The organism is Xanthomonas cucurbitae (genome assembly GCF_002939885.1).
GTDB lineage: Bacteria > Pseudomonadota > Gammaproteobacteria > Xanthomonadales > Xanthomonadaceae > Xanthomonas > Xanthomonas cucurbitae.
In genome coordinates this window covers 1-22,206 of record NZ_MDED01000040.1, presented here as the reverse complement: position 1 = coordinate 22,206, position 22,206 = coordinate 1, and the positions used below count along the sequence as shown (strand labels likewise).

General features: G+C 65.2%; 14 protein-coding genes. 10 read left to right on the top strand and 4 right to left on the bottom strand.

What is annotated here, in order from left to right; genetic code table 11:
* The first annotated feature begins 55 nt into the window (after positions 1 to 55).
* From tatA to tatC, 3 genes are read left to right on the top strand one after another with little or no spacing between them, the layout of a single operon-like run.
* Positions 56 to 283 (top strand): Sec-independent protein translocase subunit TatA, encoded by a 228-nt coding sequence (gene tatA, locus XcuCFBP2542_RS16180; RefSeq protein WP_003484969.1) that lies wholly within the window; start codon positions 56 to 58, stop codon positions 281 to 283.
* Between the two features lie 15 nt (positions 284 to 298).
* The gene (tatB, locus tag XcuCFBP2542_RS16175) at positions 299 to 919 is read left to right on the top strand and encodes a Sec-independent protein translocase protein TatB (RefSeq protein WP_104604919.1); all 621 of its coding nucleotides are present in this window, start codon (positions 299 to 301) and stop codon (positions 917 to 919) included.
* Positions 916 to 1,653 carry a twin-arginine translocase subunit TatC gene (tatC, locus tag XcuCFBP2542_RS16170; protein ID WP_104604917.1) on the top strand — a complete coding sequence of 246 codons (738 nt, stop codon included), beginning with the start codon at positions 916 to 918 and terminating at the stop codon, positions 1,651 to 1,653. The genes tatB and tatC overlap by 4 nt, the downstream gene beginning before the upstream one ends.
* 585 nt (positions 1,654 to 2,238) lie before the next feature.
* Here the strand turns inward: tatC and XcuCFBP2542_RS16160 are convergent.
* The 3 genes from XcuCFBP2542_RS16160 to XcuCFBP2542_RS16150 all read right to left on the bottom strand — a co-directional run bounded on the left by XcuCFBP2542_RS16160 (position 2,239) and on the right by XcuCFBP2542_RS16150 (position 5,995).
* Positions 2,239 to 3,138 (bottom strand): BPSS1780 family membrane protein, encoded by a 900-nt coding sequence (locus tag XcuCFBP2542_RS16160; RefSeq protein ID WP_104604910.1) that lies wholly within the window; start codon positions 3,136 to 3,138, stop codon positions 2,239 to 2,241.
* Positions 3,139 to 3,197: 59 nt separating this feature from the next.
* Positions 3,198 to 3,950 (bottom strand): glutamine amidotransferase, encoded by a 753-nt coding sequence (locus XcuCFBP2542_RS16155; RefSeq protein ID WP_104604907.1) that lies wholly within the window; start codon positions 3,948 to 3,950, stop codon positions 3,198 to 3,200.
* Between the two features lie 230 nt (positions 3,951 to 4,180).
* On the bottom strand, positions 4,181 to 5,995 hold the full coding sequence (locus tag XcuCFBP2542_RS16150) for a GspE/PulE family protein (RefSeq protein WP_104604904.1): 1,815 nt from the start codon (positions 5,993 to 5,995) through the stop codon (positions 4,181 to 4,183).
* An 89-nt stretch (positions 5,996 to 6,084) separates the two neighbouring features.
* Here XcuCFBP2542_RS16150 and glyQ point away from each other — a divergent pair, with 89 nt between their 5' ends.
* The 3 genes from glyQ to XcuCFBP2542_RS16130 all read left to right on the top strand — a co-directional run bounded on the left by glyQ (position 6,085) and on the right by XcuCFBP2542_RS16130 (position 11,097).
* Positions 6,085 to 6,993: a glycine--tRNA ligase subunit alpha gene (glyQ, locus tag XcuCFBP2542_RS16145; RefSeq protein ID WP_104604892.1), complete on the top strand. Its 909-nt coding sequence runs from the start codon at positions 6,085 to 6,087 to the stop codon at positions 6,991 to 6,993.
* 316 nt (positions 6,994 to 7,309) lie between these two features.
* A complete protein-coding gene (gene glyS / locus XcuCFBP2542_RS16135) occupies positions 7,310 to 9,505 on the top strand; it encodes a glycine--tRNA ligase subunit beta (protein ID WP_104604890.1) in 2,196 nt (731 codons plus the stop codon).
* Positions 9,505 to 11,097: a tetratricopeptide repeat-containing sulfotransferase family protein gene (locus XcuCFBP2542_RS16130; protein WP_104604888.1), complete on the top strand. Its 1,593-nt coding sequence runs from the start codon at positions 9,505 to 9,507 to the stop codon at positions 11,095 to 11,097. The genes glyS and XcuCFBP2542_RS16130 overlap by 1 nt, the downstream gene beginning before the upstream one ends.
* Before the next feature lie 106 nt (positions 11,098 to 11,203).
* Here XcuCFBP2542_RS16130 and XcuCFBP2542_RS16125 read toward each other — a convergent pair whose 3' ends face one another.
* Complete coding sequence (locus XcuCFBP2542_RS16125) at positions 11,204 to 13,918, bottom strand: TonB-dependent receptor domain-containing protein (RefSeq protein WP_211293023.1); 2,715 nt, start codon at positions 13,916 to 13,918, stop codon at positions 11,204 to 11,206.
* 217 nt (positions 13,919 to 14,135) lie between these two features.
* Between XcuCFBP2542_RS16125 and XcuCFBP2542_RS16120 the strand changes: the two genes are divergently transcribed.
* From XcuCFBP2542_RS16120 to XcuCFBP2542_RS16110, 4 genes are all read left to right on the top strand, one after another.
* Complete coding sequence (locus tag XcuCFBP2542_RS16120; RefSeq protein ID WP_104604884.1) at positions 14,136 to 15,917, top strand: autotransporter assembly complex protein TamA; 1,782 nt, start codon at positions 14,136 to 14,138, stop codon at positions 15,915 to 15,917.
* A complete protein-coding gene (locus XcuCFBP2542_RS16115) occupies positions 15,914 to 19,765 on the top strand; it encodes a translocation/assembly module TamB domain-containing protein (RefSeq protein ID WP_104604882.1) in 3,852 nt (1,283 codons plus the stop codon). Before XcuCFBP2542_RS16120 ends, XcuCFBP2542_RS16115 begins: the two co-directional genes overlap by 4 nt.
* Before the next feature lie 968 nt (positions 19,766 to 20,733).
* Complete coding sequence (gene yhhA / locus XcuCFBP2542_RS20350; protein ID WP_425478047.1) at positions 20,734 to 20,907, top strand: YhhA family cyclophane-containing RiPP; 174 nt, start codon at positions 20,734 to 20,736, stop codon at positions 20,905 to 20,907.
* Positions 20,908 to 21,229: 322 nt separating this feature from the next.
* Positions 21,230 to 22,042 (top strand): hypothetical protein, encoded by an 813-nt coding sequence (locus tag XcuCFBP2542_RS16110; RefSeq protein ID WP_211293021.1) that lies wholly within the window; start codon positions 21,230 to 21,232, stop codon positions 22,040 to 22,042.
* The last annotated feature ends 164 nt before the right edge of the window (positions 22,043 to 22,206 follow it).

Genomic DNA, 22,206 nt, shown 5'->3' with positions numbered 1-22,206 from the left:
CGCGGTGCGCTGGGGTATCCTGCGTCTTCCTTCTTCTTCAGCAAGCGAGCAGATCATGGGCGGTTTCAGCATTTGGCACTGGCTGATCGTGCTGGTGATCGTGCTGCTGGTGTTCGGTACCAAGCGGCTCACCAGCGGTGCCAAGGATCTCGGCAGCGCGGTCAAGGAATTCAAGAAAGGCATGCACGACGACGACAAGCCGGCCGGCAAGCTCGGTGACGACTCCCGCACTGCCGAGCAGGCGCGTGAGGCGCAGGCCGAACGCGACCGCGACGCGCGCTGACCCGGAGCAGCGTCGGTGTTTGACATTGGTGTTGGCGAACTGACGCTGATCGCGGTCGTCGCTTTGGTGGTCCTCGGTCCCGAGCGCCTGCCCAAGGCCGCCCGCTTTGCCGGGCTGTGGGTGCGCCGCGCGCGCATGCAGTGGGATTCGGTCAAGCAGGAACTGGAACGCGAACTGGAGGCCGAAGAACTCAAGCGCAGTCTCCAAGACGTGCAGGCCTCGTTGCGCGAGGCCGAAGGCCAGTTGCGCAACACGCAGCAGCAGGTCGAACAGGGCGCACGCGCGCTGCACGAGGATGTCAGCCGCGATATCGACATCCGCAGCAGCGCCACGCCGGCGGCCACGCCGCTGGAGCTGGCGCATGCGGATCCGGCGGCTGGCGCCAATGCCCAATCGGTCGCCGTCGCGGCAGAGGCTTCCGGCCATGTGGCTGCCGCACCAGTGATTGCACAGGCGCAGCCGATCGCTCCGGCGCCGCATCAGGCACCGATACCGGCGCCGCACAAGACCCTGGTGCCGGCACCGCGTGCCGCGCACACTGCCAGCGCACAGATGCCAGTGGGCAGACCGGCGCACGAGCCGGGGACCGCACCGGCTCCGGCTGCACCGAGCACCTTGCAGGAGAAGCAGCCGTGAGCCTGTTCGATGATGCGCAGGCCGAAAGCAGCCTGATCGAACATCTGGTGGAATTGCGCGCCCGCCTGGTGCGCGCGCTGATCGGCCTGGGCGTAGTGCTGCTGATCCTGCTGCCGTTCTCGCGGGCGATCTATTCCTGGCTGGCCGCGCCGCTGATCTCGCAACTGCCGCTGGGGCAGACCATGATCGCGATGAACCCGGCCGGCGCGTTCTTCGCCCCGTTGAAGCTGACCTTCTTCGTGGCGGTGTTCATCAGCGTGCCGTGGCTGCTGTATCAGGCCTGGGCCTTCGTGGCGCCGGGGCTGTACCAGCGCGAGAAGAAGCTGGCTTTCCCGCTGCTGGCCTCGGCGGTGGCGCTGTTCTACATCGGCTGTGCGTTCGCCTACTTTCTGGTGCTGCCGGCGGTGTTCCACTTCCTGACCACGTTCAAGCCGGACGTGATCGCCATTACCCCGGACGCCAATTCCTATCTGGATTTCGTGCTGGCGATCTTCTTCGCCTTCGGTGCCAGTTTCGAACTGCCGGTGGCCCTGGTGATCCTGGTGCTGCTGGGCTGGGTCAGCCCCAAACAGCTCAGCGAGGGCCGCGGTTACGCCATCGTCGGTATCTTCATCCTGGCCGCCGTGCTCACCCCGCCGGACGTGGTCTCGCAACTGATGCTGGCCATCCCGATGTGCCTGCTCTACGAGCTGGGCATCATCGCCTCGCGGGCGGTGGGGCCGAAGGAAAGCTAGTCATCGCGTGGCCGTCCCAAGCCACCGACATTTCCCGTAGGAGCGCACCCGGGCGCGACGAAGCGTTCCCAGGAAGGCCCATCGCGCCCGGGTACGCTCCTACGGCGGCAGGCCGACACATCCGGCGAACACCGGCATCAGCACCGCCATCCTCCTGAGCGCGATGTACGGCGAACTGACGGTCCGGATCGACACGACCGGCCGCGCCGCAAGTGGCTTACTCCAACTTCAGCGGCGTGGGGCACTGCGCGCGCACCATGGAGCCAATGGCGTAGGAGCGCACCCGGGCGCGACGAAGCGTTCCCAGGAAGGCCCATCGCGCCCGGGTGCGCTCCTACGGCGGCAGGCCGACACATCCGGCGAACACCGGCATCACACCGCCATCCTCCTGAGCGCGATGTACGGCGGACTGAAGGTCCGGATCGACACGACCGGCCGCGCCGCAAGTGGCCTATTCCAACTTCAGCGGCGTGCGGCACCTGCGCGCGCACCATCGAGCCAATGGCGTAGGAGCGCACCCGGGCGCGACGAAGCGTTCCCAGGAGGGCCCATCGCGCCCGGGTGCGCTCCTACGGCCGCAAGCCGTCAGGCCGCGAAGACATCCGGCCGTGCGGGCGGTGCGGGCGGTGCGGCGGCGCCTTCGTGGGCGAACATCTGCTTCCACGCCGCGTAGATCGAGCCGGCGAACACCGGCATCAGCACCGCCATCATCGATAGCTGCAACAGCCACACCGCCACGGTCTGCCCGGCCACCATCGCGACGATCAACGCCACGATGGTCGCCCCGAAATAGATCGCGAAGAGGGTGATGAAGGCCAGCACGAAGAACACCAGCATCGCCGGCAGGTTGTGCAGGCTGGCGCGCAGGCTCTCGCGCAGCGCCTGGCCGCCGGTGCTGCGGTCGAACATCACCTGCGGCGGCATCACGAATAGCGCCAGCGTCATCGCCGCGAAGGTGGCGATGGTCAGCAGCAGCCACAGCAGGATGCGCCCGGCCGGCAGGCTGGCCGCCAGCTGTTCGATCTGCACCGGGTCCGGCTGGGCGCCGGACTGGCTGATCTGGTTGATCTTGTTCATCACCTCCGCCAGCTGCTGCAGCCCGCTGGAGCCGATCATCACCAGCAGCAGCACGCCCAGCAGCAGGCCGGCGATCAGCTGCGGCAGCAGCGACACCAGCAGGTGCGGCGCGCGGCCGTCCTGCAGGCCGTGCAGCAGATGCGAGGGCTTGGCGATGCGGCCTTCGTCCACTTCGCGGATCGCCCATAGCAAGCCGCCCATGAACAGTGGGCCGGCCAGCACAAGCAGGAACTGCAGGGCCGGGCCCAGCAACGGCACCAGCACCGACAGCGACACCACCAGCGAGGCGGCCACGCTCCAGATCACCCCCAGCGAGCCCAGCGCCAGCGGCGCCCGCTTCAACAGCGAGAAACCGGTCAACAGCCACTCCGCGCCGGCAGACGCCGGCACCTTACGAATTTCGCTCATTCCCATTCCGGCTCGATACGCGCGCCGGACCATCCGGCGTGAGGCGATTATCGCTGCTTTTACGTGTGCGCGGCGGGACGAATGTTCACTGTCTGCAGACCGCGTGCGTGGTGCACGAACCGGCGCAGCAGCTTGCGCGCCACCGGCGCGGCGGTGACCTCGCGGGCCACGGTGCGGGCGCAGTGGCCATGGCGGGCGATGCACTCGGCGCGCGCGCGCACGTAGCCGCGCATGTGGTGGGTGGCGAACTCCGGGTGGAACTGCACGCCCCAGGTGGCCCGGCCCCAGCGAAACGCGTGGCAGCGGTCCTGGCGCGAGTGGGCCAGCACGATGGCGCCGTCCGGGGCGCGCACCACCGTCTGCAGATGGGTGGCATGGGCCGGGAACTGCGCCGGCAGGCCGGCAAACAACGGGTCCTGCCCGGCCGGTGGGTGCAGTTCCAGCGCGATGGTGCCCGACTCGCGCCCGGCTGGGTTGTAGTCGACCTCGCCACCGAGCGCATGCGCCAGCAGCTGGTGCCCATAGCAGATGCCCAGCAGCGGCATGCCCTGGTGCGCGGCGGTGCGCAGCCACTCGGCGCTGCGTTCGCTCCAGTCGGCGCGGTCGGTGACGAAGGCGGCCGAGCCGCTGACGATGATCCCGGCAAAGCCGGCCGGGTCGGGCAGCGCATCGCCATTGGCGACGTCGATGGCCACCGTCTCATGCTCGGCCAGCCCTGCGGCCACGCGGATCCAGTGCGGAAAACGGCCGTATCGCTTCATCGCCGGCACGGGTTGCCCGGTTTCGATGATGAGAAACGGCAAAACGGACATGCGCGAACACCCGGACACCACAGATGCCCCCGATTGTAGGCGGCAGTGGCGGGTTTTTTTCAAGCCGCGCCCCGGTCCGGGCGTTGCGGGTCATTGCCGAATGACATGTCCTGATTCCCTGCAAGTGGGGTCGGTGGGATGGCCACGGCGGTGGCGTGCCCTGGATATCGGCCGCCAATGGCGCCACTGGACGCCTTGGACCTGAAATCCCGGCCTGCCGAGGGGATCGCCTACTCGCGCGGCGGCAACACCGACAGCACCTCTTCGATGGTGGTCAGCCCGGCGGCAACCTTCTCCAGGCCGGTGCGGCGCAGCGTGCGCAGGCCTTCGCTGCGGGCGGCGTGGCTGAAGCTGGCCAGTTCGGTGTCCGGGCGGATCAGGGTGCGCAGGCGCGGGGTGACCGGCAGCAGTTCGTACAGGCCCACCCGGCCCAGGTAGCCGGTGCGGCGGCATTCCAGGCAGCCGACCGGCGCGTGCACGTTCAGCGGCTCCGGCAGCGCTTCGCCGGGTTCGCGCAGAGCCGCCCAATCGGCATCGCTGAGCGTGTGCGGGCGCTTGCAATGCACGCACAGCGTGCGCACCAGCCGTTGCGCCAGCACGCCGTTGAGCGTGGAGGCCACCAGGTAATGCGGTACGCCCAGATCGAGCAAACGGGTGATCGCCGACGCCGCATCGTTGGTATGCAGCGTGGACAGCACCAGATGCCCGGTGAGCGAGGCCTGCACCGCCATCTGCGCGGTTTCCAGGTCGCGGATCTCGCCGATCATGATGATGTCCGGGTCCTGCCGCAGCAGCGTGCGTACGCCGCTGGCAAAATCCAGGTCGATGTTCTGCTGGACCTGCATCTGGTTGAACTCGGGCGCGATCATTTCGATCGGGTCTTCCACGCTGCACACGTTCACGTCCGGCGTGGCCAAGCGCTTGAGCGTGGAATACAGCGTGGTGGTCTTGCCCGAGCCGGTCGGGCCGGTGACCAGCACGATGCCGTGCGGGCGTTCCACCAGCGCGCTCCAGCCGGCCGCTTCTTCCGGGCTGAAACCCAGCTGCTCGATGCTCTTGAATGCGGAATCCGGATCGAAGATGCGCATCACGCATTTCTCGCCGAAGGTGGTGGGCATGGTGGACAGGCGCATTTCCACCTCGCGCCCGCCCGGCGAGCGGGTCTTGATGCGGCCGTCCTGCGGGCGGCGGCGTTCGGCCAGATCCATGCGGCCCAGCACCTTGATGCGGCTGACCACCGCGGTCATCACCGACGGCGGCACTTCCAGCACCTTGTGCAGCACCCCGTCGATGCGGAAACGCATGCGCCCGGCTTCGCGGCGCGGCTCCAGATGGATATCGCTGGCCCGCTGTTCGTAGGCGTACTGCAGCAGCCAATCGACGATATGCACGATGTGGTGGTCGTCGGCGTTGACGTCGCCGGCGCGGCCCAGTTCCACCAGCTGTTCGAAGCTGGGCAGGCCCACGTTGGATTCGGTGCTGCGCGCATCGCCACGCGCCCCGCGCACTGATTGGGTGACGCCGAAGAACTCCATCGTGTAGCGATGCAGGTCCAGCGGATTGATGAGGGCCAGCTCGATGCGGCGGCGGCTCAGGTGTTGCACGTCGGCCAGCCACTCCAGCGCCAGCGGCTCGCTGGTGGCGATCAACACGCGCTCGGCATCCAGCGCCAGCGGCAGGATGCGGTGCCGGCGTGCGTACGCATGCGAGACCACGCCGGTGACGGCGGCCACATCGATGCGGGTGGGGTCGATGCGCAGATAGCGCAGCCCGGTGCGGGTGGCCAGCCATTCGGTGAGCCGTTCCAGGCCCAGCTCGCCGGCTGGCGGCTGGGCGGCATGCAGTTTGAGGTTGGCCAGCAGCACCAGCGGATGCACCTCGCTGGCGTTGCGCACGCCGGCGGCGGAGAACTGCACGCGCTCGTGTTCGTGCGGCACCACCATGTCATCGGCCAGCAGGGCAGCTGCCACTGGGTCGAACATCAACCGGCCGCGCGGCAGGAGTGCCGCTGCGCTGTCCGGGTCGGCGCTACGCCGCTGTTCCATGCTGGTTGCCCCCTGCCACGATCCTCCGCGGCAAAGCGCTGCGGGTCGGTCGGTATACTAGCGCACCCCTTTCGCACGGCCCTTGCTGCATGTCCGATTCCCCCCGCGTTCCAATCACGTTCCAGGGCCTGATCCAGACCCTCAACCAGTACTGGGCCGAGCAGGGCTGCGTGCTGATCCAGCCGCTGGACCTGGAAGTGGGCGCGGGCACGTTCCACCCGGCCACCTTCCTGCGTGCGCTGGGACCGGAGCCGTGGAATGCGGCCTACGTGCAGCCCTCGCGCCGCCCCACCGACGGCCGCTACGGCGACAACCCCAACCGCCTGCAGCGTTACTACCAGTACCAGGTGGCGATGAAGCCCAATCCGGACAACATCCAGGACCTGTACCTGGGCTCGTTGCAGGCACTGGGCATCGATCCGCTGGTGCACGACCTGCGCTTTGTCGAAGACAACTGGGAATCGCCCACGCTGGGCGCCTGGGGCCTGGGCTGGGAAGTCTGGCTCAACGGTATGGAAGTCACCCAGTTCACCTATTTCCAGCAGGCCGGCGGGCTGGAGTGCAAGCCGGTGCTGGGCGAGATCACCTACGGGCTGGAGCGGCTGTGCATGTATCTGCAGAGCTGCGACAACGTCTACGACCTGGTGTGGACCTACGGCCCGGATGGCACCGCAGTGACGTATGGCGATGTGTACCACCAGAACGAGGTGGAGCAGAGCACCTACAACTTCGAGCATGCGAATGTTGCTGAGCTGTTCCATCGCTTCGATGCCTGCGAAGCCGAAGCCAAGCATCTGGTGGAGGTCGGCCTGCCGTTGCCGGCCTATGAGCAGGTCACCAAGGCCAGCCACGCCTTCAACCTGCTGGATGCGCGCCGCGCCATCAGCGTGACCGAGCGCCAGCGCTACATCCTGCGCGTGCGCGCGCTGGCGCAAGGCGTGGCGCAGGCGTATCACGCGCAGCGCGAGAAGCTGGGGTTTCCTGGCGTGAAGAAGTAACCAAGAGCCCCTCTCCCGCGGGAGAGGGGTTGGGGTGAGGGTACGAGGCGCAGCCCTCATGCACCCAAACTCCACAGAGCTTCGCCCGTCCCCTCATCTGCCCCTGCGGGGCACCTTCTCCCCCATGAAGGGGGACAATGTCCCGACGGGAGAAGGAAGCAACAAGCCCCTCTCCAACGGGAGAGGGGTTGGGGTGAGGGTACGTGGCGAAGCCCTCACGCACCCAAACTCCACAGAGCTTCGCCCGTACCCTCATCCGCCCCTTCGGGGCACCTTCTCCCGACGGGAGAAGGGAATACGCAAAGGTCCATGTCACATGAGCGAACAACTTCCCCTGCTGATCGAACTGGGCACCGAAGAGCTGCCGGTCAAGGCGCTGCCGGGTCTGGCGCAGGCCTTTTTTGATGGCGTGCTGAGCGGTCTGGAAAAGCGCGGCGTGGCGGTCACGCGCGGCGCTGCCAAACCCCTCTCCACCCCGCGCCGCCTGGCGGTGCTGTTGCCGGGCGTGGCCACCGAGCAGCCGGAGCAGCGCTCCGAAGTGCTGGGCCCGTACCTCAACATCGCCCTCGATGCCGACGGCCAGCCGACCAAGGCACTGGCCGGCTTCGCCGCCAAGGCCGGTATCGACTGGACCGCGCTGGAGCGCACCAGCGATGCCAAGGGCGAGCGCTTCGTACACCGCGCAGTGACACCGGGTGCGCGCACCGCCGCGCTGCTGCCGGAGATCCTGCGCGAGGCCATTGCCGCCATGCCGATCCCCAAGCCGATGCGCTGGGGCGCGCACGACTACGCCTTCGCCCGGCCGGTGCAGTGGCTGGTGCTGCTGTTCGGCAGCGAGGTGATTCCGGCCCAATTGCTGGGCGTGCGTGGCGACCGCGTGACGCGCGGCCACCGCTTCATGCATGACGGCGCCGTGTCGTTGGCCGCGCCGGGCGAGTACATCGACGCGCTACGCGCCGCGCACGTGCTGGTGGATGCCGATGCGCGCCGCGCGCGCATCGTCGAAGAGGTCGAAGCGGCCGCCAGGCAGGCCGGCGGCAGCGCGCGTATCAGCGACGATAATCTTGAACAGGTGGTCAACCTGGTCGAATGGCCGTCGGCGGTGCTCTGCAGTTTCGAGCGCGCGTTCCTGGCGGTACCGCAGGAAGCGCTGATCGAAACCATGGAAATCAACCAGAAGTTCTTCCCCGTGCTGGACGACGGCGGCAAGTTGACCGAGCAGTTCATCGGCATTGCCAATATCGTCTCCAGGGACGTGGCCGAAGTGGCCAAGGGCTACGAACGCGTGATCCGCCCGCGCTTTGCCGATGCCAAATTCTTCTTCGACGAAGACCTCAAGCAGGGCCTGCAGGCGATGGGTGAAGGCCTGTCCAGCGTCACGTATCAGGCCAAGCTGGGCAGCGTGGCCGACAAGGTCGCGCGCGTGGCGGCGCTGGCCGAAGCGATTGCGCCGCAGGTCGGTGCCGACCCGGTGCAGGCGCGTCGCGCTGCGGAACTGGCCAAGAACGATCTGCAATCGCGCATGGTCAACGAGTTTCCGGAACTGCAGGGCATTGCCGGCCGGCATTACGCCAAGGCCGCTGGCGAGCCTGGCGAAATTTCGCTGGCGATCGATGAGGCCTACCAGCCACGGTTTGCCGGCGACGACATCGCACTGTCGCCGCTGGGCAAGGTGCTGGCGATCGCCGAGCGTCTGGATACATTGGCCGGCGGGTTTGCGGCTGGGCTTAAACCGACCGGCAACAAGGATCCATTTGCGTTGCGGCGTAATGCGTTGGGGTTGGCGCGGACGGTGATTGAGTCGGGGTTTGATCTGGATTTGAAGGCGACGTTGGTGACTGCATCCAAGTTGCTGCCATGGGATCGCTTGGTCAGAAAAGCTACGCTGCCGAACGAGGCAACGATTCCTGAAATCGACTCAGCGCAGCACGCACAGCTTGCCCAAGAAATCTTCGACTTCATCCTCGACCGCCTACGTGGCTACTACGCCGACAAAAAAGTGCCGGCAACCCACTTCAACGCCGTCGCTGCATTGTTCTCGGTCGCGCCCGGGGGCGCTCCTACACCGGATAGCGTAGGAGCGCACCTGGGCGCGACTCACGGCTCCCTCTACGACTTCGACCGCCGCATCGATGCCATCGGTAGTTTCGCCACGCTGCCCGAAGCCGAAGCCTTGGCTGCCGCCAACAAGCGCATCCGCAATATCCTGCGCAAGGTCGATGTCGAGATCCCCGGCGATATCGACACCAGCCTGCTACGCGAACCGGCCGAACAAGCGCTGGCCGAAGCGGTGCAGGCGGCCATCGGTGATACCGGTGATGCCTTACACCGCCACGACTACGTCGCCGTGCTCGCGCGCCTGGCCCGCCTGCGCCCGCAGGTGGATGCATTCTTCGACGGTGTGATGGTCAATGCCGACGACCCCCAGCTGCGTGCCAACCGCCTGGCCCTGCTCAAACAGCTCGGCGACCGCCTGGGCAGCGTTGCCGCCATCGAGCACCTGTCCAGCTGATGTCCAGCCCCGCCGGCGCGACACACTGGCATAACGCCCAGGCGGCGCTGGCACGGCGCGACCTGGGCGTGGCGGCAGCGGCGCTGCAGACCTTGCTGGAGGTGGAGCCCACGCATGTGGCCGCGCGCATTCTGTTGGCCGGCACCGTGCTGGCACGCGGCAGGATGCGCGAGGCGGTCGCGCAATTGCTGTTGGCGGCCAGGGATCTAGGTGATGCCGATGTCGCCATGCGTTGTCGGCTGGCGCAGGCCTTGCTGCGCGTGGGCGAGCATCGCCAGTTGCACCTGCTGCTGCGTCATCCCTCGGTGCAGCGGTGCGCCGAGGGTGCAACGCTTGCCCTATTGGCGCATGTGCATCAGTCCCTGGGTGAGCATCCCGAGGCGCTGGCAATGATGCAACGCGCGCAGGCCTGCGGCTTCGATGGTGCCGATTTCCGCTTCTTCCTGGCGGTGCAGTTGCAGTTCAACGGCCGGCTCGATGAAGCGGCGCACGCGCTCGATCACGCCCTGGCGCTCAAGCCCGGCTACGGCCGCGCCGCGTTGACAAGAGCGCGGCTGCGCCGTCAAACGGCGGACAGCCAGCATGTCGAGCAACTGCGCCAGCAGCTGCAGCACGCCGCCCCGGACAGCGAAGACCGCGCCGGGTTGGCGTTCGCGTTGTACAAGGAGCTGGAGGATCTCGGCCAGACCGAGGCCGCCTGGGACGCGCTGCAGCACGGCAATGCGGCGATGCACGCGCGGCTGCGTCACGATGCCGACGCCGAAGCGGCGCAGTATGCACAGTTGGGTGCCTTGGCCGCGCAGGGCGTGTTCGCCACCGGCGACAGCATGGCGGTGCAGGGTCCACAGCCGATCTTTGTGCTTGGATTGCCGCGTTCGGGCACCACGGTGCTGGAGCGCTTGCTGGGTAATCATTCGCAGATCGTGTCGGCCGGCGAGTTGAACGATTTCGGCCATCAACTCCGCTGGGGCGCCGACCAGGCCGGCCGCAGCCTGTTGGAAACAGGCCTGCTGCAGGCGCTTCCCACGCTGGATTACGCGCAGATCGGCCAGCGCTATCTGGAACAGACGCAGTGGCGTGCCGGCGCGGCGCGCTGGTACATCGACAAGCTACCAGCCAATGCAGTGGCGATCGGCCCGATCGCACGCGCGCTGCCCAATGCCTTGATCGTGCATCTGGTGCGTGAGCCGATGGCGGTGTGCTTTTCCAATTATCGCGCGCTGTTCGGCGATTCCTATGCGTATAGCTACGATCTGCAGACGCTGGCACGGCATTACCAGGCCTATCACGCGCTGATGGCGCAGTGGCGGGCCGCGTTGCCCGGGCGGGTGATCGACGTGGATTATGCACAGATGGTGCGCGACCCCGGCGCAGTGCTGGAACAGCTGATGGCGCGCTGCGCACTGCACTGCGAGCCTGGCCAGGTGGATATCACCCGCAATGTCGCGGCATCGGCCACGCTGAGCAGCGTGCAGGTGCGCGAAGGCGTGCACGGGCGCAATCTGGAAGCGTGGCGCCGCTATGCGGTGCAACTGGAACCGTTACGGCTGGCGCTGGCGCATGCCGGGTTGATCGATACGAGCGCTACCTGAGCATGCCAATGCAGCCCATTGCACCGCGCGTGGGCGCAGGCGACGCGGCCTGAAACGCCAACGGCAGCCGTCACGGCTGCCGTTGGGTCATGCCTTGCGCAAGACGTTAGTGCGCGCCAAAACGCCAGTTCAGTTCCAGCATGTAGGAACGGCCGTAGCCGGTGTAGTTGAAGATGTTGTAGTACGGGTAGTCGGTGTAGGTACGGTCGCGCGGCGGCCGCTCGTTGGTCAGATTGTTGACCGTGGCCGTGAGCGAGATGTCGTCGTTGACCGCATAGTCCAGCGTCGCATTGAAGGTGGTCCAGGCACCGACCTTGCGTGCGCCTTCCACCGCGTAGCCATCGGTGCTCTGCTGCGCCAGGAAGTTCGGTGTGCGGCCGTAGCGCTGGCCGAACAAGGTGGTGGTCCAGGCGTTTTTCTGCCAGGTGATCGAGGCATTGGTGATGCTGCGGAACTCCGACGAGAAGAAGGGTTCGTTGAGCAGGTCGCGTACCGGGTCCTGCGGGAACTGCTGGCTTTCGTGCTTGAGCGTCAGGTTGTACTGCGCGTCGAACACGAACAGGCCCCAGGAGTCGGTTGCCAGGTTGTAGGTCGCCTTGGTGAGTACGCCGGAGATTTCCTCGTTGGAGATGTTGACCGGATTGATGCGGATATTGCTCAGGCGATTGGGCACCGGTGCATCGGCCGCGGTGCGATCGATCCGCGCGAGCGCGTCCACGCAGGTGGGCGAGCCGATGGGTAGGCTGCCCAGGCGGCAGGCGGATTCGGTCTGCAGCAGGTTGTCGGTGCTGAGATCGCTGACCTTCTGGTCGATCTTGATGTTGTAGTAGTCCGCATTGACGCTGAAGCGGGCACTCGGCGACCACACCACCCCGGCGCCCCAGGAGTTGGCAGTGATCGACTTCAGATCCGCATTGCCGGACCGACGGCCCTGGATGGTTGTGCCGCTATAGGTACAGTCGGCAATCGGCACGCTGGGTTCTTCGACCGCGCAGCGGTAGTAGTCGTTGACGCCCTGGAAGAACCCGCTGTCGCCAGCGAACGAGAACGCCATATCCGGTGCCTTGAACGCAGTGGCGTAGTTGCCGCGGAACAGCAGCGACTCGATCGGGCGGAACTCCAGCGCGGCCTTGTAGGTGAACTTGGAATCGCCACCGCCACCCTGGTTCTTGTAGTCGTCGTAGCGGCCGGACAGGTTGGCCGTCAACGTGCTCAGGATCGGCACCCGCATCTCGAAGGCGGCCGCCCAGTTTTCGCGCTTGCCGCTGCCCTGGGTGCCGGTCAGTTGGTAGAAGTCGCCGGCGATGACGCGGGGGTCGGTCGGATTGGTCCAGTACTGATTGCCCGCCTGCAAGACGCCGGCGATGCCCACTGCCCCGGCCGGCATGTCGAACAACTCGGTGTTGGTCAGCTGCAGGTTGACGTTCTGGGTCCAGGTCCTGGACTTGGTGCGGATTTCATCGTTGAAGCTGCGGTACTGCGCCGGCGTCAACGCGCGATAGAAGTTGGCATCGTTGGGCGAGTAGATCGGGTAGCCGTAATAATCCCCCTGGGGAGCGCCGAGGAATTGTTCGCGGAAGAAGTCTTCGATGCGGTCCGCCAACGGCCATTGCTGGCGGCTTTCGATGCGGTACTCCGAGCGCGAGTAGAAGGTGTCATAGGTCCAGTTGCTGGCCCCCAGGCCGCCCTTCATGCCGATGGCGATGTTGTAGGAATCGGCGGTCTGGCGGTCGTTGTTGAAATCCAGATCGCCGGCCTCTTCCGGCGCAAAGACGCGTTGATAGCCTTCGAGTTGTTGGCTGTTCTGGTTGTAGAACAGGCCGCCGGTATCGGCGGAGGTTTGCCAGAAGCGCGGCCCGCCGTTGACCTCGACCTTGGTGCGGTTGAGCAGCAGCGTCGAGTACAGCTCGGCGTTGTCGTTGAAGGCATAGCTCAGGTTGGCATAGCCGCTGGCGCTGCGTTCCTTGTTGAGGATGCTGGCATAGCCGGGCACTGCACGGCTGCTGCAGAAGTTGCCACGGTTGGCGCGGTTGTCGTACTGCACCGATCCATTGAACAGCCCACCCAGCGCAGCGCAGTTGTCCGCGCCTGGATCGACATAGCTGGCCGGGGGGCCGGGGAGGCTGTGCAGCGCGATGCGTGAACCATAGCGCAGGGTCGGGTCTGGATTGTCGTTGGTGGAATCGAAATCGCGGCGCTGGAAGCCGTAGATCGGGTCCTGGTTGTTGAGCTGCAGGCCCCACACGATATTGGCGCCGCCGATCTCGTTGCCACCGGTGAGCTGGAAGCGCTGGTTGTTGCCGCCACCGCCGTCGTAGGTGCCCATGCGGTAATTCATCTGCACGCCGTCCATGCGCTTTTTCAGGATGATGTTGACCACGCCTGCGATCGCGCTGGAGCCGTAGATCGAGGACTGGTTGCCGGGCGCCACGTCGATGCGCTCGACCATGCCCACCGGCACGCTGGCCAGGTCGACGAAGTTGCTCTGCCCGTTGTAGAGCAAGGGGTAGTCGGCCATCGGCCGGCCGTCGATCAGCACCAGGGTGAAGCCGGGATCCAGTCCCAGCAGGCTCAACGACTTGGCGCCAGCGGTAAAGCCGCCACTGAACTGGCCATCCTGCACGGAGCCGGTCGCCATCGGTTGCGAACGCAGCACGTCGTAGACGTCCTTGAAGCCGCGGCGCTGGATGTCCTGGGCGGTGATCGAGAACACTGGTGTGGCGGTCTCGACCTGGGAACGCGGAATCAACGACCCCGTCACGGTGACCTTGTCCAATTGGGTGACTTCGCCTTGCTGCTGCGCGGTGGCAAGCGACGGCATCGCCAGGGCGGTCCACACGGCGGTAACCAACAGATGACGCTTCATGAAAACCTCTCTCCAAAGGTGCCGAACGGGCGCGGCAAGCCGAAGGGGCCGCGCAATGCGTGTCAACGAAACGTTAACAACTGTCCGACTGTAGCCATTCCATTACCCGCCGTATAGTCAGAATGGCCGACATTTTTTGTCCCTTCACAGCGGGGCTGGGTATCCTTGGCGGATGCTCAAAGCCGCGTTTGCTCTCTCACTGCTGTGTACCGTGTTCCTGCCGCTGCAAGCGGTTGCACGTGCAACCATCGACAAGATCGAAATCAAGGGGTTGGACGACGGCGACGACGCCGAGATGATCGAGAACATCCAGGTCTCCCTGTCCCTGTACGAGGCCGTGGGCAAGGAACAAGGCGAGTCGCGCCTGGAGTACCTGCTGGCCCAGGCCGAACGGCAGACCCGCGAGGCCTTGGAACCATTTGGTTATTACTCCCCGACCATCACCCTGGCGGCACCGCGCAGCGGCGACCGGGTGACGGTGGTGATCGCGGTGGAACGCGGCGAGCCGGTGCGCGTGCGCACCTCGCATATCTCCATCACCGGCTGGGCCGAGCAGGACCGCTACCTGGGCCAGGACCTGAAGCAATTCGAGCCGCGCCCGGACCAGGTGTTCAGCCACCCGCAGTATGAATCCAGCAAGGTGCGCATCACCCGTCGGCTGGCCGAGCGTGGCTATTTCGATGCCGACCTCACCCGGCGGCGGGTGGAGGTGACGCGCGCCGAACACGCCGCCGACATCGACCTGAACTGGGACAGCGGCCGCCGCTATGACATGGGCAAGGTGCGCTTCGACTACGACTACTTCCGCGATGGGCTATTCGATCCCCTGGTCTACTGGGACGAAGGCAGCTACTACCACGAAGGCAAGCTGGACCGGCTGCGCGAGTCGCTGACCAAGCTGGACTACTTCAGCACCATCGACATCCAGCCCAAGCCCGAAGAAGCCGACGACCAGGGCCGCGTGCCGGTGGACGTCAAACTCACCCGCGCCAAACGCACCATCTACACCTCGGGCCTGAGTTTCGGCAGCGAGAGCGGGGCTGGTGTGCGCGGCGGCGTGGAGCGGCGCTATGTGAATTCGCGTGGTCACAAGATGGACACGCAACTGGACTACGCGCAGAACCGCAAGAGCCTGACCACCAGCTATCGGGTACCGGCATTCCGCTGGCTGGACGGCTGGTATACCGCCTCGGCGCGGTTGTACGACGAGCAGACCCAGTACATCGACCTGCGCAACGTCAAGCTCACCGGCAGCCGCAGTGGCCAGATCAACGAACGCTGGAGCGCCATCGCCTCGATCAACGCCTTGCGCGAGCGCTGGCGCTTCAGCAGTGGTGATGACTTCGAAGGTGCGGTGTACGAAACCTCCACCCTGGTCTACCCGCAGCTGCAGGCCAACTACGTCAATGTCGACGACCGCTTGTTTCCGCGCAGCGGCGTGTCGGCGCAGATGTTCCTCCGCGGCGGTGCCGAAGGGGCCGGCTCGGACACCAATTTTGGCCAGCTGTACGGGCAGTTGCGCTGGTTCCTGGGTGCCGGCGACAACGGCCGGGTGATCCTGCGCGGGGAGGGCGGCACCACTTGGACCAGCGACCTGGTGGCGATGCCGCCCAGCCTGCGGTTCTTTGCCGGCGGCGCCAACAGCATCCGTGGCTATGCGTTCCGCGAAGTCGGCCCGCGCACGCCCAAGCCGGACGAGTTCGCGCTCGGTGCCAAGAACATGGTCACCGCCAGTGCCGAATACGAGCATTACCTCAAGGGTGGCCCCTGGGGCGGGGCGGTCTTCGTCGATGGCGGCAGCGCCTTCGACAACCGCCCGGACTGGCACACCGGTATCGGCTTCGGTCTGCGCTGGCGCTCGCCGGTGGGACCAGTGCGGGTGGATATCGCGCATGGCTTAAACGACCCCGACTCGCAATTCCAGCTCTATATCGATATCGGGGCCAACCTGTGAGCACGCCCACGCCGCCGCCCGCTCCGCGCCCACGTTTCTATCGCCGCCGCCGCTTCTGGATGGGATCGGGCCTGACCGTGCTGGGGCTGGTGCTGCTGGCCCTGGTCGCCCTCTATTGGCTGCTGCAGACCGTGGCCGGGCGTGACGTGTTGCTGGCGCAAGTCGTTGCGCGCCTGCCGGTTGGCGCGACCTTTACCTACGGCAGCGTCGAAGGCCCGGTCGCCGGCCCGCTGACCCTGCGCAATGTCGACTTCAAATATCAGGACATCCACTTCACCGCCGAGCGCGTGTATCTGGAGCCGGACCTGCGCCCGCTGCTCGGCCGCAAGCTGCAGCTGGACGCGGTGCAGGTCAGCAACGCCACCTTGAACCTGGGCAAGAGCGACGAACCGTTCAAGCTCCCCAGCTGGCCCGAATCGCTGCCGCAGATCACCGTGCCGCTGGCGATCCAGGCCGACAAGATCGATGTGCAAAATCTGCGCATCACCCAGTTGCAGCAGCCGATGATCGTACTGCGCAAGATGCAGGGTGGTCTGGAAGTGGCCACCGGCGAACTGCGGACGCGCGATCTGGTGATCGACACCGACATGGGCGATTTCCGCCTGCACGGGGATTACCTCCCCAACGACGCTTACCGCGCCGATCTCACCGCCACGGCGGTGCTGCCGGCCGCACGCGGCCGTACCCCGGCCAGCCTGGGGCTGGTGGCGCGCGGGGACCTGGACAAGATGGAAGTGGCCATCGCCGGCCGTGCACCGGCGCCGCTGCAGGCCAGCCTGGTGTTCACCGGTCGCGATGATCCCACGTGGGCCTTCAAGGCCGTCACCGAAGCGCTGGATACCTCGCTGCTGATGCCGGCCACCAATGGGCAGTACGCCGCCCCGGCCACGCCGATCGCACTAAACCTGCAGGCCTCCGGCAAGGGCGGCAAGGCCGACCTGCAAGGCAGCGTCAAACAGGGTGAGTTGAGCGCGACCTTGCAGCCCTCGCATATCAGCCTGGTCGATCAGGTGCTGACCGTCGAACCGCTGGTGATCGACACCTTCGAAGGCCGCACCCAACTGCGCGGCACCGCCGATTTCCGCGATTCCCAAAACCCGAGCTTCCGCTTTGCGGTCAATGCCAGCGGCCTGCGCTTCACTCCACCTGCGGACCCGGCCACGCCGGATGCGCCGTTGGTGCCGGTGGAACTGCGCCAGGCGCGGCTGGGCGTGGCCGGCACCTTGAAGGCGTGGGCCGCGATCGGCCGCGCCATGGTGGAGCGCGACGGGCAGCAGGCCAAGCTGGTGTTCGACACGCGCGGCAACGACCAACGCGCCCAGCTCAAGCAGGTGCAGGCCACCACCCCGGGTGGCGCGCTGGATGTGACCGGCGAGGTGGGCTGGACGCCGGAACTGCACTGGGACCTGGCCGCGCAACTGGCCAAGTTCGACCCGGGCTATTTCGTCCCAGGCTGGAACGGCAACCTCTCTGGCAAGGTCGCCTCCAAGGGCCGCCAGCTGCCGGCGCCGGCCGGCGGCGTGTCGCCGGGCTTCGAGGCCACTGCAGACATCCCCAGCCTGACCGGCCAGCTGCGCCAGCGCGCGCTGTCGGCCAATGGCAAGTTCGCCCTGCGTGGCGAACAGGGCGAGGGCGAGCTGCAACTGGCGCTGGGTGCCAGCCGCATCACCGCCAAGGGCAAGGTCGGCGACCAGCTGGAGATCGCCGCGCAACTGCAACCGTTGCAGCTGGACGATGTGCTGCCGGGCGCCACCGGCGTGGTGCGCGGGCAGCTGCAGGTCAGCGGCAAGCGCACTGCACCGGACATCACCGCCGACATCGCCGGCAACGGCCTGCGCTGGAATACCTACAGCGCGCAGAGCCTCAGCCTGCGCGGCCGGCTGCCGTGGCGCGGCAGCGACGGGCAGCTGGCCTTGCAGGGCAGCGCGATCGAGGCCGGCACGGTGCTGGACAGCGTGCGCGTGCAGGCACGCGGCGCAGTGGAAGCGCTGCGTCTGGATGCCGACATCGCCAACAGCATGGCCAGCGTCGTGCTACAGGGCGATGTGCGGCGCAATGGTGAGCGTTGGCAGGGCCAGGTCGCCACGCTGCGGATCGCACCGGCCAAAGGCGATGCCTGGGCATTGCGCCAGCCGGCGCAGTTCAGCACCGACGGCGCAGCGTTCACGCTGTCCGATACCTGCCTGGGTGCCGCCACCGGTGGCGCGCTGTGCGCCAGCGCCAACTGGCCGCGCGAGGGGATGGTGGTGCATGGCGACGCGCTGCCGCTGTCGCTGGTGCAGCCGTGGTTGCCCAAGCAGCAAGGCCGTCAGATCTACCTGCGTGGCGAGCTGACGCTGGACGGTAGTTTCAAGCCGCGCGGCAATGCCTGGGAAGGCAGCTTCCGCATCGCCTCGCCCGAAGGCGGCGTCCGCCTGGGCGAAACCCGCTATGCGGCGGTGGCTGGCAATTCCAATCGTGGCGAAGTGTTGCGCTACGACCAGTTCAGCATGCAGGCCGACTTCACCCAGCAGCAGATCCAGGCCAAGCTGGGTATCGGCTTCCAGGGCGCCGGCTTTGTCGATGCCAAGTTCAACACCGGGTGGGATGCCTACGCGCCACTCAACGGCGAGCTATATCTCAATATGTCGCGGCTGTACTGGCTGGAGCTGGTGGTGGCCGATGTGGTGCAGCCCAAGGGCCTGGTCGAAGGCCATGTCAGCCTGCGCGGCACCCGCGACAAACCGCTGCTGGGCGGCGATGCCACGTTGAGTCACTTCACCGCCGAATATCCGTCGATGGGTTTGACCTTGAGCGAGGGCAAGGGCCGCTTCGACGCGCTGCCGGACGGCTCGGCCAAGATCACCGCCTCGGCCAAGTCTGGCCCCGGCACGCTCACCATCGATGGCGGGCTGTCGTGGTTCGGCACCAGCACGCCGTTGCTGCTCAATATCCGCGGCGAAAACGTGCTGGCTTACAACACCAGCGAGCTGCGTATCATCGCCAACCCGGACATGCAGTTCGGCATCACCGACAACACCATGCAACTGCGCGGCAAGGTCAGCGTCCCCGAGGCCGACATCGACCTGGAACGCCTGGACCGCGGCACCTCCGTATCCGAGGACGTGGTGGTGCTGGACCCGGTAGACCCGGAACAAACCCCGGCCTCGCCGCTGGATATGGACCTGGCCATCGTGCTGGGCGACAAGGTCAATATGAGCGGCTTCGGCCTGAAGGGCGGCCTGAGCGGGCAGATGCAGATCCGCGCCCGCCCGGGCCGTGAAATGACCGCCAACGGCGGGCTCGACGTGCGCGGCCGCTACAAGGCCTACGGCCAGGACCTGACCATCAGCCGCGGCCAGCTGACCTGGAACAACAACATCGTCTCCGACCCGCGCGTGAGCCTGCGCGCCGAACGCAAGATCGGCGACGTCACCGCCGGCATCGACGTCAGCGGCCGCGCCGAATCGCCGCGTGCCGACGTGTGGTCGGACCCGGCGATGTCGCAATCCGAAGCGTTGTCCTACCTGGTGCTCGGCCGCGGCCTCTCCACTGCCAGCAGCGACGAAACCCAGCAGGTCAGCGCCGCCTCGGCCGCGCTGTCGGCCGGCAGCAGCCTGATCGCCTCGCAGATCGGCGCCAAGCTCGGCCTGGACGACGCCGGCGTCAGCCAATCCAGCACGCTGGGCTCGGTGGTGGGCTTCGGCAAGTACCTCTCGCCAAAACTCTACGTCGGCTACGGCGTCTCGATGATCGGCAGCGGCTCGGTGCTGACGCTCAAATACCTGCTCAGCCGCGGCTTCGACGTGGAAGCCGAATCCAGCACGGTGGAGACCAAGGGCTCGATCAATTGGCGGCGGGAGAAGTAGCGCTACCTACCGGTTCATGGCGGATTGGCAAGGTTGACTCGTCTGTTCACGCTTTTGGGCAAGAACTGGCGAAGCTGGCCGTTGATGTTTTCGTTGCTTCCACGCTGACATGGTGCATGCGGATCCACTAACCAAACGTCCACATTCGGCACATCACTTCATCTCCGTGCTGCAATCGTAGGTCAAGACAAAATCATCGCGCACCAGCTGGAACAGGCCTGTTCTTGATGTAAACCGCCGTGGCCGAATGCATCGCTGAGTAACGCTTGCCTGAATCGTGTGCGTAGTAGAGCGTTGGCGTCCTCCATGGACAGCTCCCGGCTCAACGTCGACCGGCTTCTGTCCAGCAGCCTGGCGATCAATGAGCGCATGTGGGTCCGACTTGCTGCATCGCGCGCTTGTCTGCACTGCACTCAGGCGTGAGATGAGTTTTCGTGATAAGCCTCCTCGCTCAGGCATAAGAGTTGCCCGCAGTAAGCAAAACTGGCTCTCGTCAGTGCTTGCCACGCATCAGTGCAAGTCGCACTCATCTCGGTTCCAAGCGAGATCGGCGGTCGAATCGATAGGCCGCTTCAGCCAAGTAGCGCCAAGCGCACTTGGCTTCGTGCACTGCATGGTCGCAAATCCAGTAAAGACAAGCTGATCGATGGGGCTAGTCAAATAGCTTTTTGACGAGTGCATGCCCTACTTGCTGGTGGCGCGTTGCCGACGTCACCCCGAGTCTAAGGTTCAAAAGTCCAGAGGACTGAGCCCCCCTTTCGTCGTGTTGAGTTACCCGATGGACCGGTCGATAATGATCTAACATAGCTACGTTGCAAGCATTTGATATTTATTGATTCTCCAATTATTGAACGGCTGAGTCCGACATGCGGAAAGTCTGTAAGTGCTGATAATTATCTATGATTATAATTTACAGTGCTGTTTCCATCGGCTAGGATCACCACTCCTACACAATAAAGAGCTCAGATATGGACTACCTGCGTAGCGAAGATAGTATCGACGCCCCAAACACTAGCGTTGAGGTGGAGGTTGACTTGAAAACGGTGTCCAGCGCGACGCTTACTCGCTTGGTTGAAGAGGTTCGCAACAACGAATTGGCCATGGGTCGCTATGATCGGACGCACAACCGGCATAACAGATGAGCTCGTCGACTACTCAAGTCGACACTGTGCTGTTGAAAGTAGCCAGTAGGTGCAATATCGATTGCACCTACTGCTATGTCTACAATATGGGGGATGAAGGCTGGCGTGGGATGCCTGCCCTCATGAGCGACGCAACAGTCGATGCGCTTTGTCAGCGTCTCTCAGAACTAGCGCTAGCCCAAGCACGCAAGTTCGCTATCGTGCTTCACGGCGGAGAGCCGATGATGATGGGGCCGAGGCGGTTGAAAAAGCTGTTGACCGCGTTAAGGGGGGGGGGCTTTCTAGTGATTATCCGATTGCCATCCAATCCAACGGCGTCCTATTGACTAAGGAAATCCTCGACGTTTGCGATGAGGCAAATGTCTCGCTATCCATCAGTATTGATGGTCCGGAGGAGGTCCACGATCGCTTTAGGGTTGGGAAAAAGGGTCAGGGGACGCACAGCCAGACCCGAGCCGGCATTACTTTGCTGAAGGCCCACCCCTCCACGGAGCGCATTTTCTCCGGGGTGTTGGCTGTCATCGATCCTCGCTCTCCGCCTGCCGAGGTATATGCCTACCTAACGTCGCTTGGTTCGCCTTCAATCGACTTTCTCTATCGGGACGGCAACCACTCTATTCTCCCATATGGGAAGGCAGCAGCGCAATCGGTCGAGTATGGCAGGTGGCTGGAAGTAGTTTTGGATTGCTATCTTGCCGACATGAATCCGCCCAAGATTCGCTTCCTGGACGATCTCATCAAGCTCGTGTTGGGCGGGAAGGGCGTCAAGGAAGGGTTGGGTGAAATGGACTATGGGATCCTCATCGTCGACACTGATGGCAGCATCACCAAGAATGACACCCTCAAGAGCACTAAGCCGGGGGCCGACCGGTTCGACCAAGCGTGGTCTGTGCACACTCATGGCTTTTCTGAATTGGTACAAAGCGAGGAGTTCGCCCGCTACCATGAAATCCAACGCCCGACGGCGTCAAGGTGCCGGTCATGCGCCGAGTTGCCGGTGTGCGGGGGCGGGATGCCGCTTCATCGGTGGAGTCAAGACAACGGCCTCAACAACCCGTCTGTTTACTGCTTTGACCAGTTGCACATCATTGGTTCCATCCGGGAAAGACTTAGGAACGAGGGGCTCACCGCATGAGGGGGTTTTTGGAAAGTGGAGCCTCGCTTGAAAGTAATCCGTTTGAGCATCTGTTGGTCCCTCGTGTGTTTGGTGAGGCCGGGTGGATTCGCCCGCGAAGTGCAACAGTCCTATAACGTAGCGGGCCAGGTGTCGTAGCCTGAGCCCCTACACGACCAAGTGGA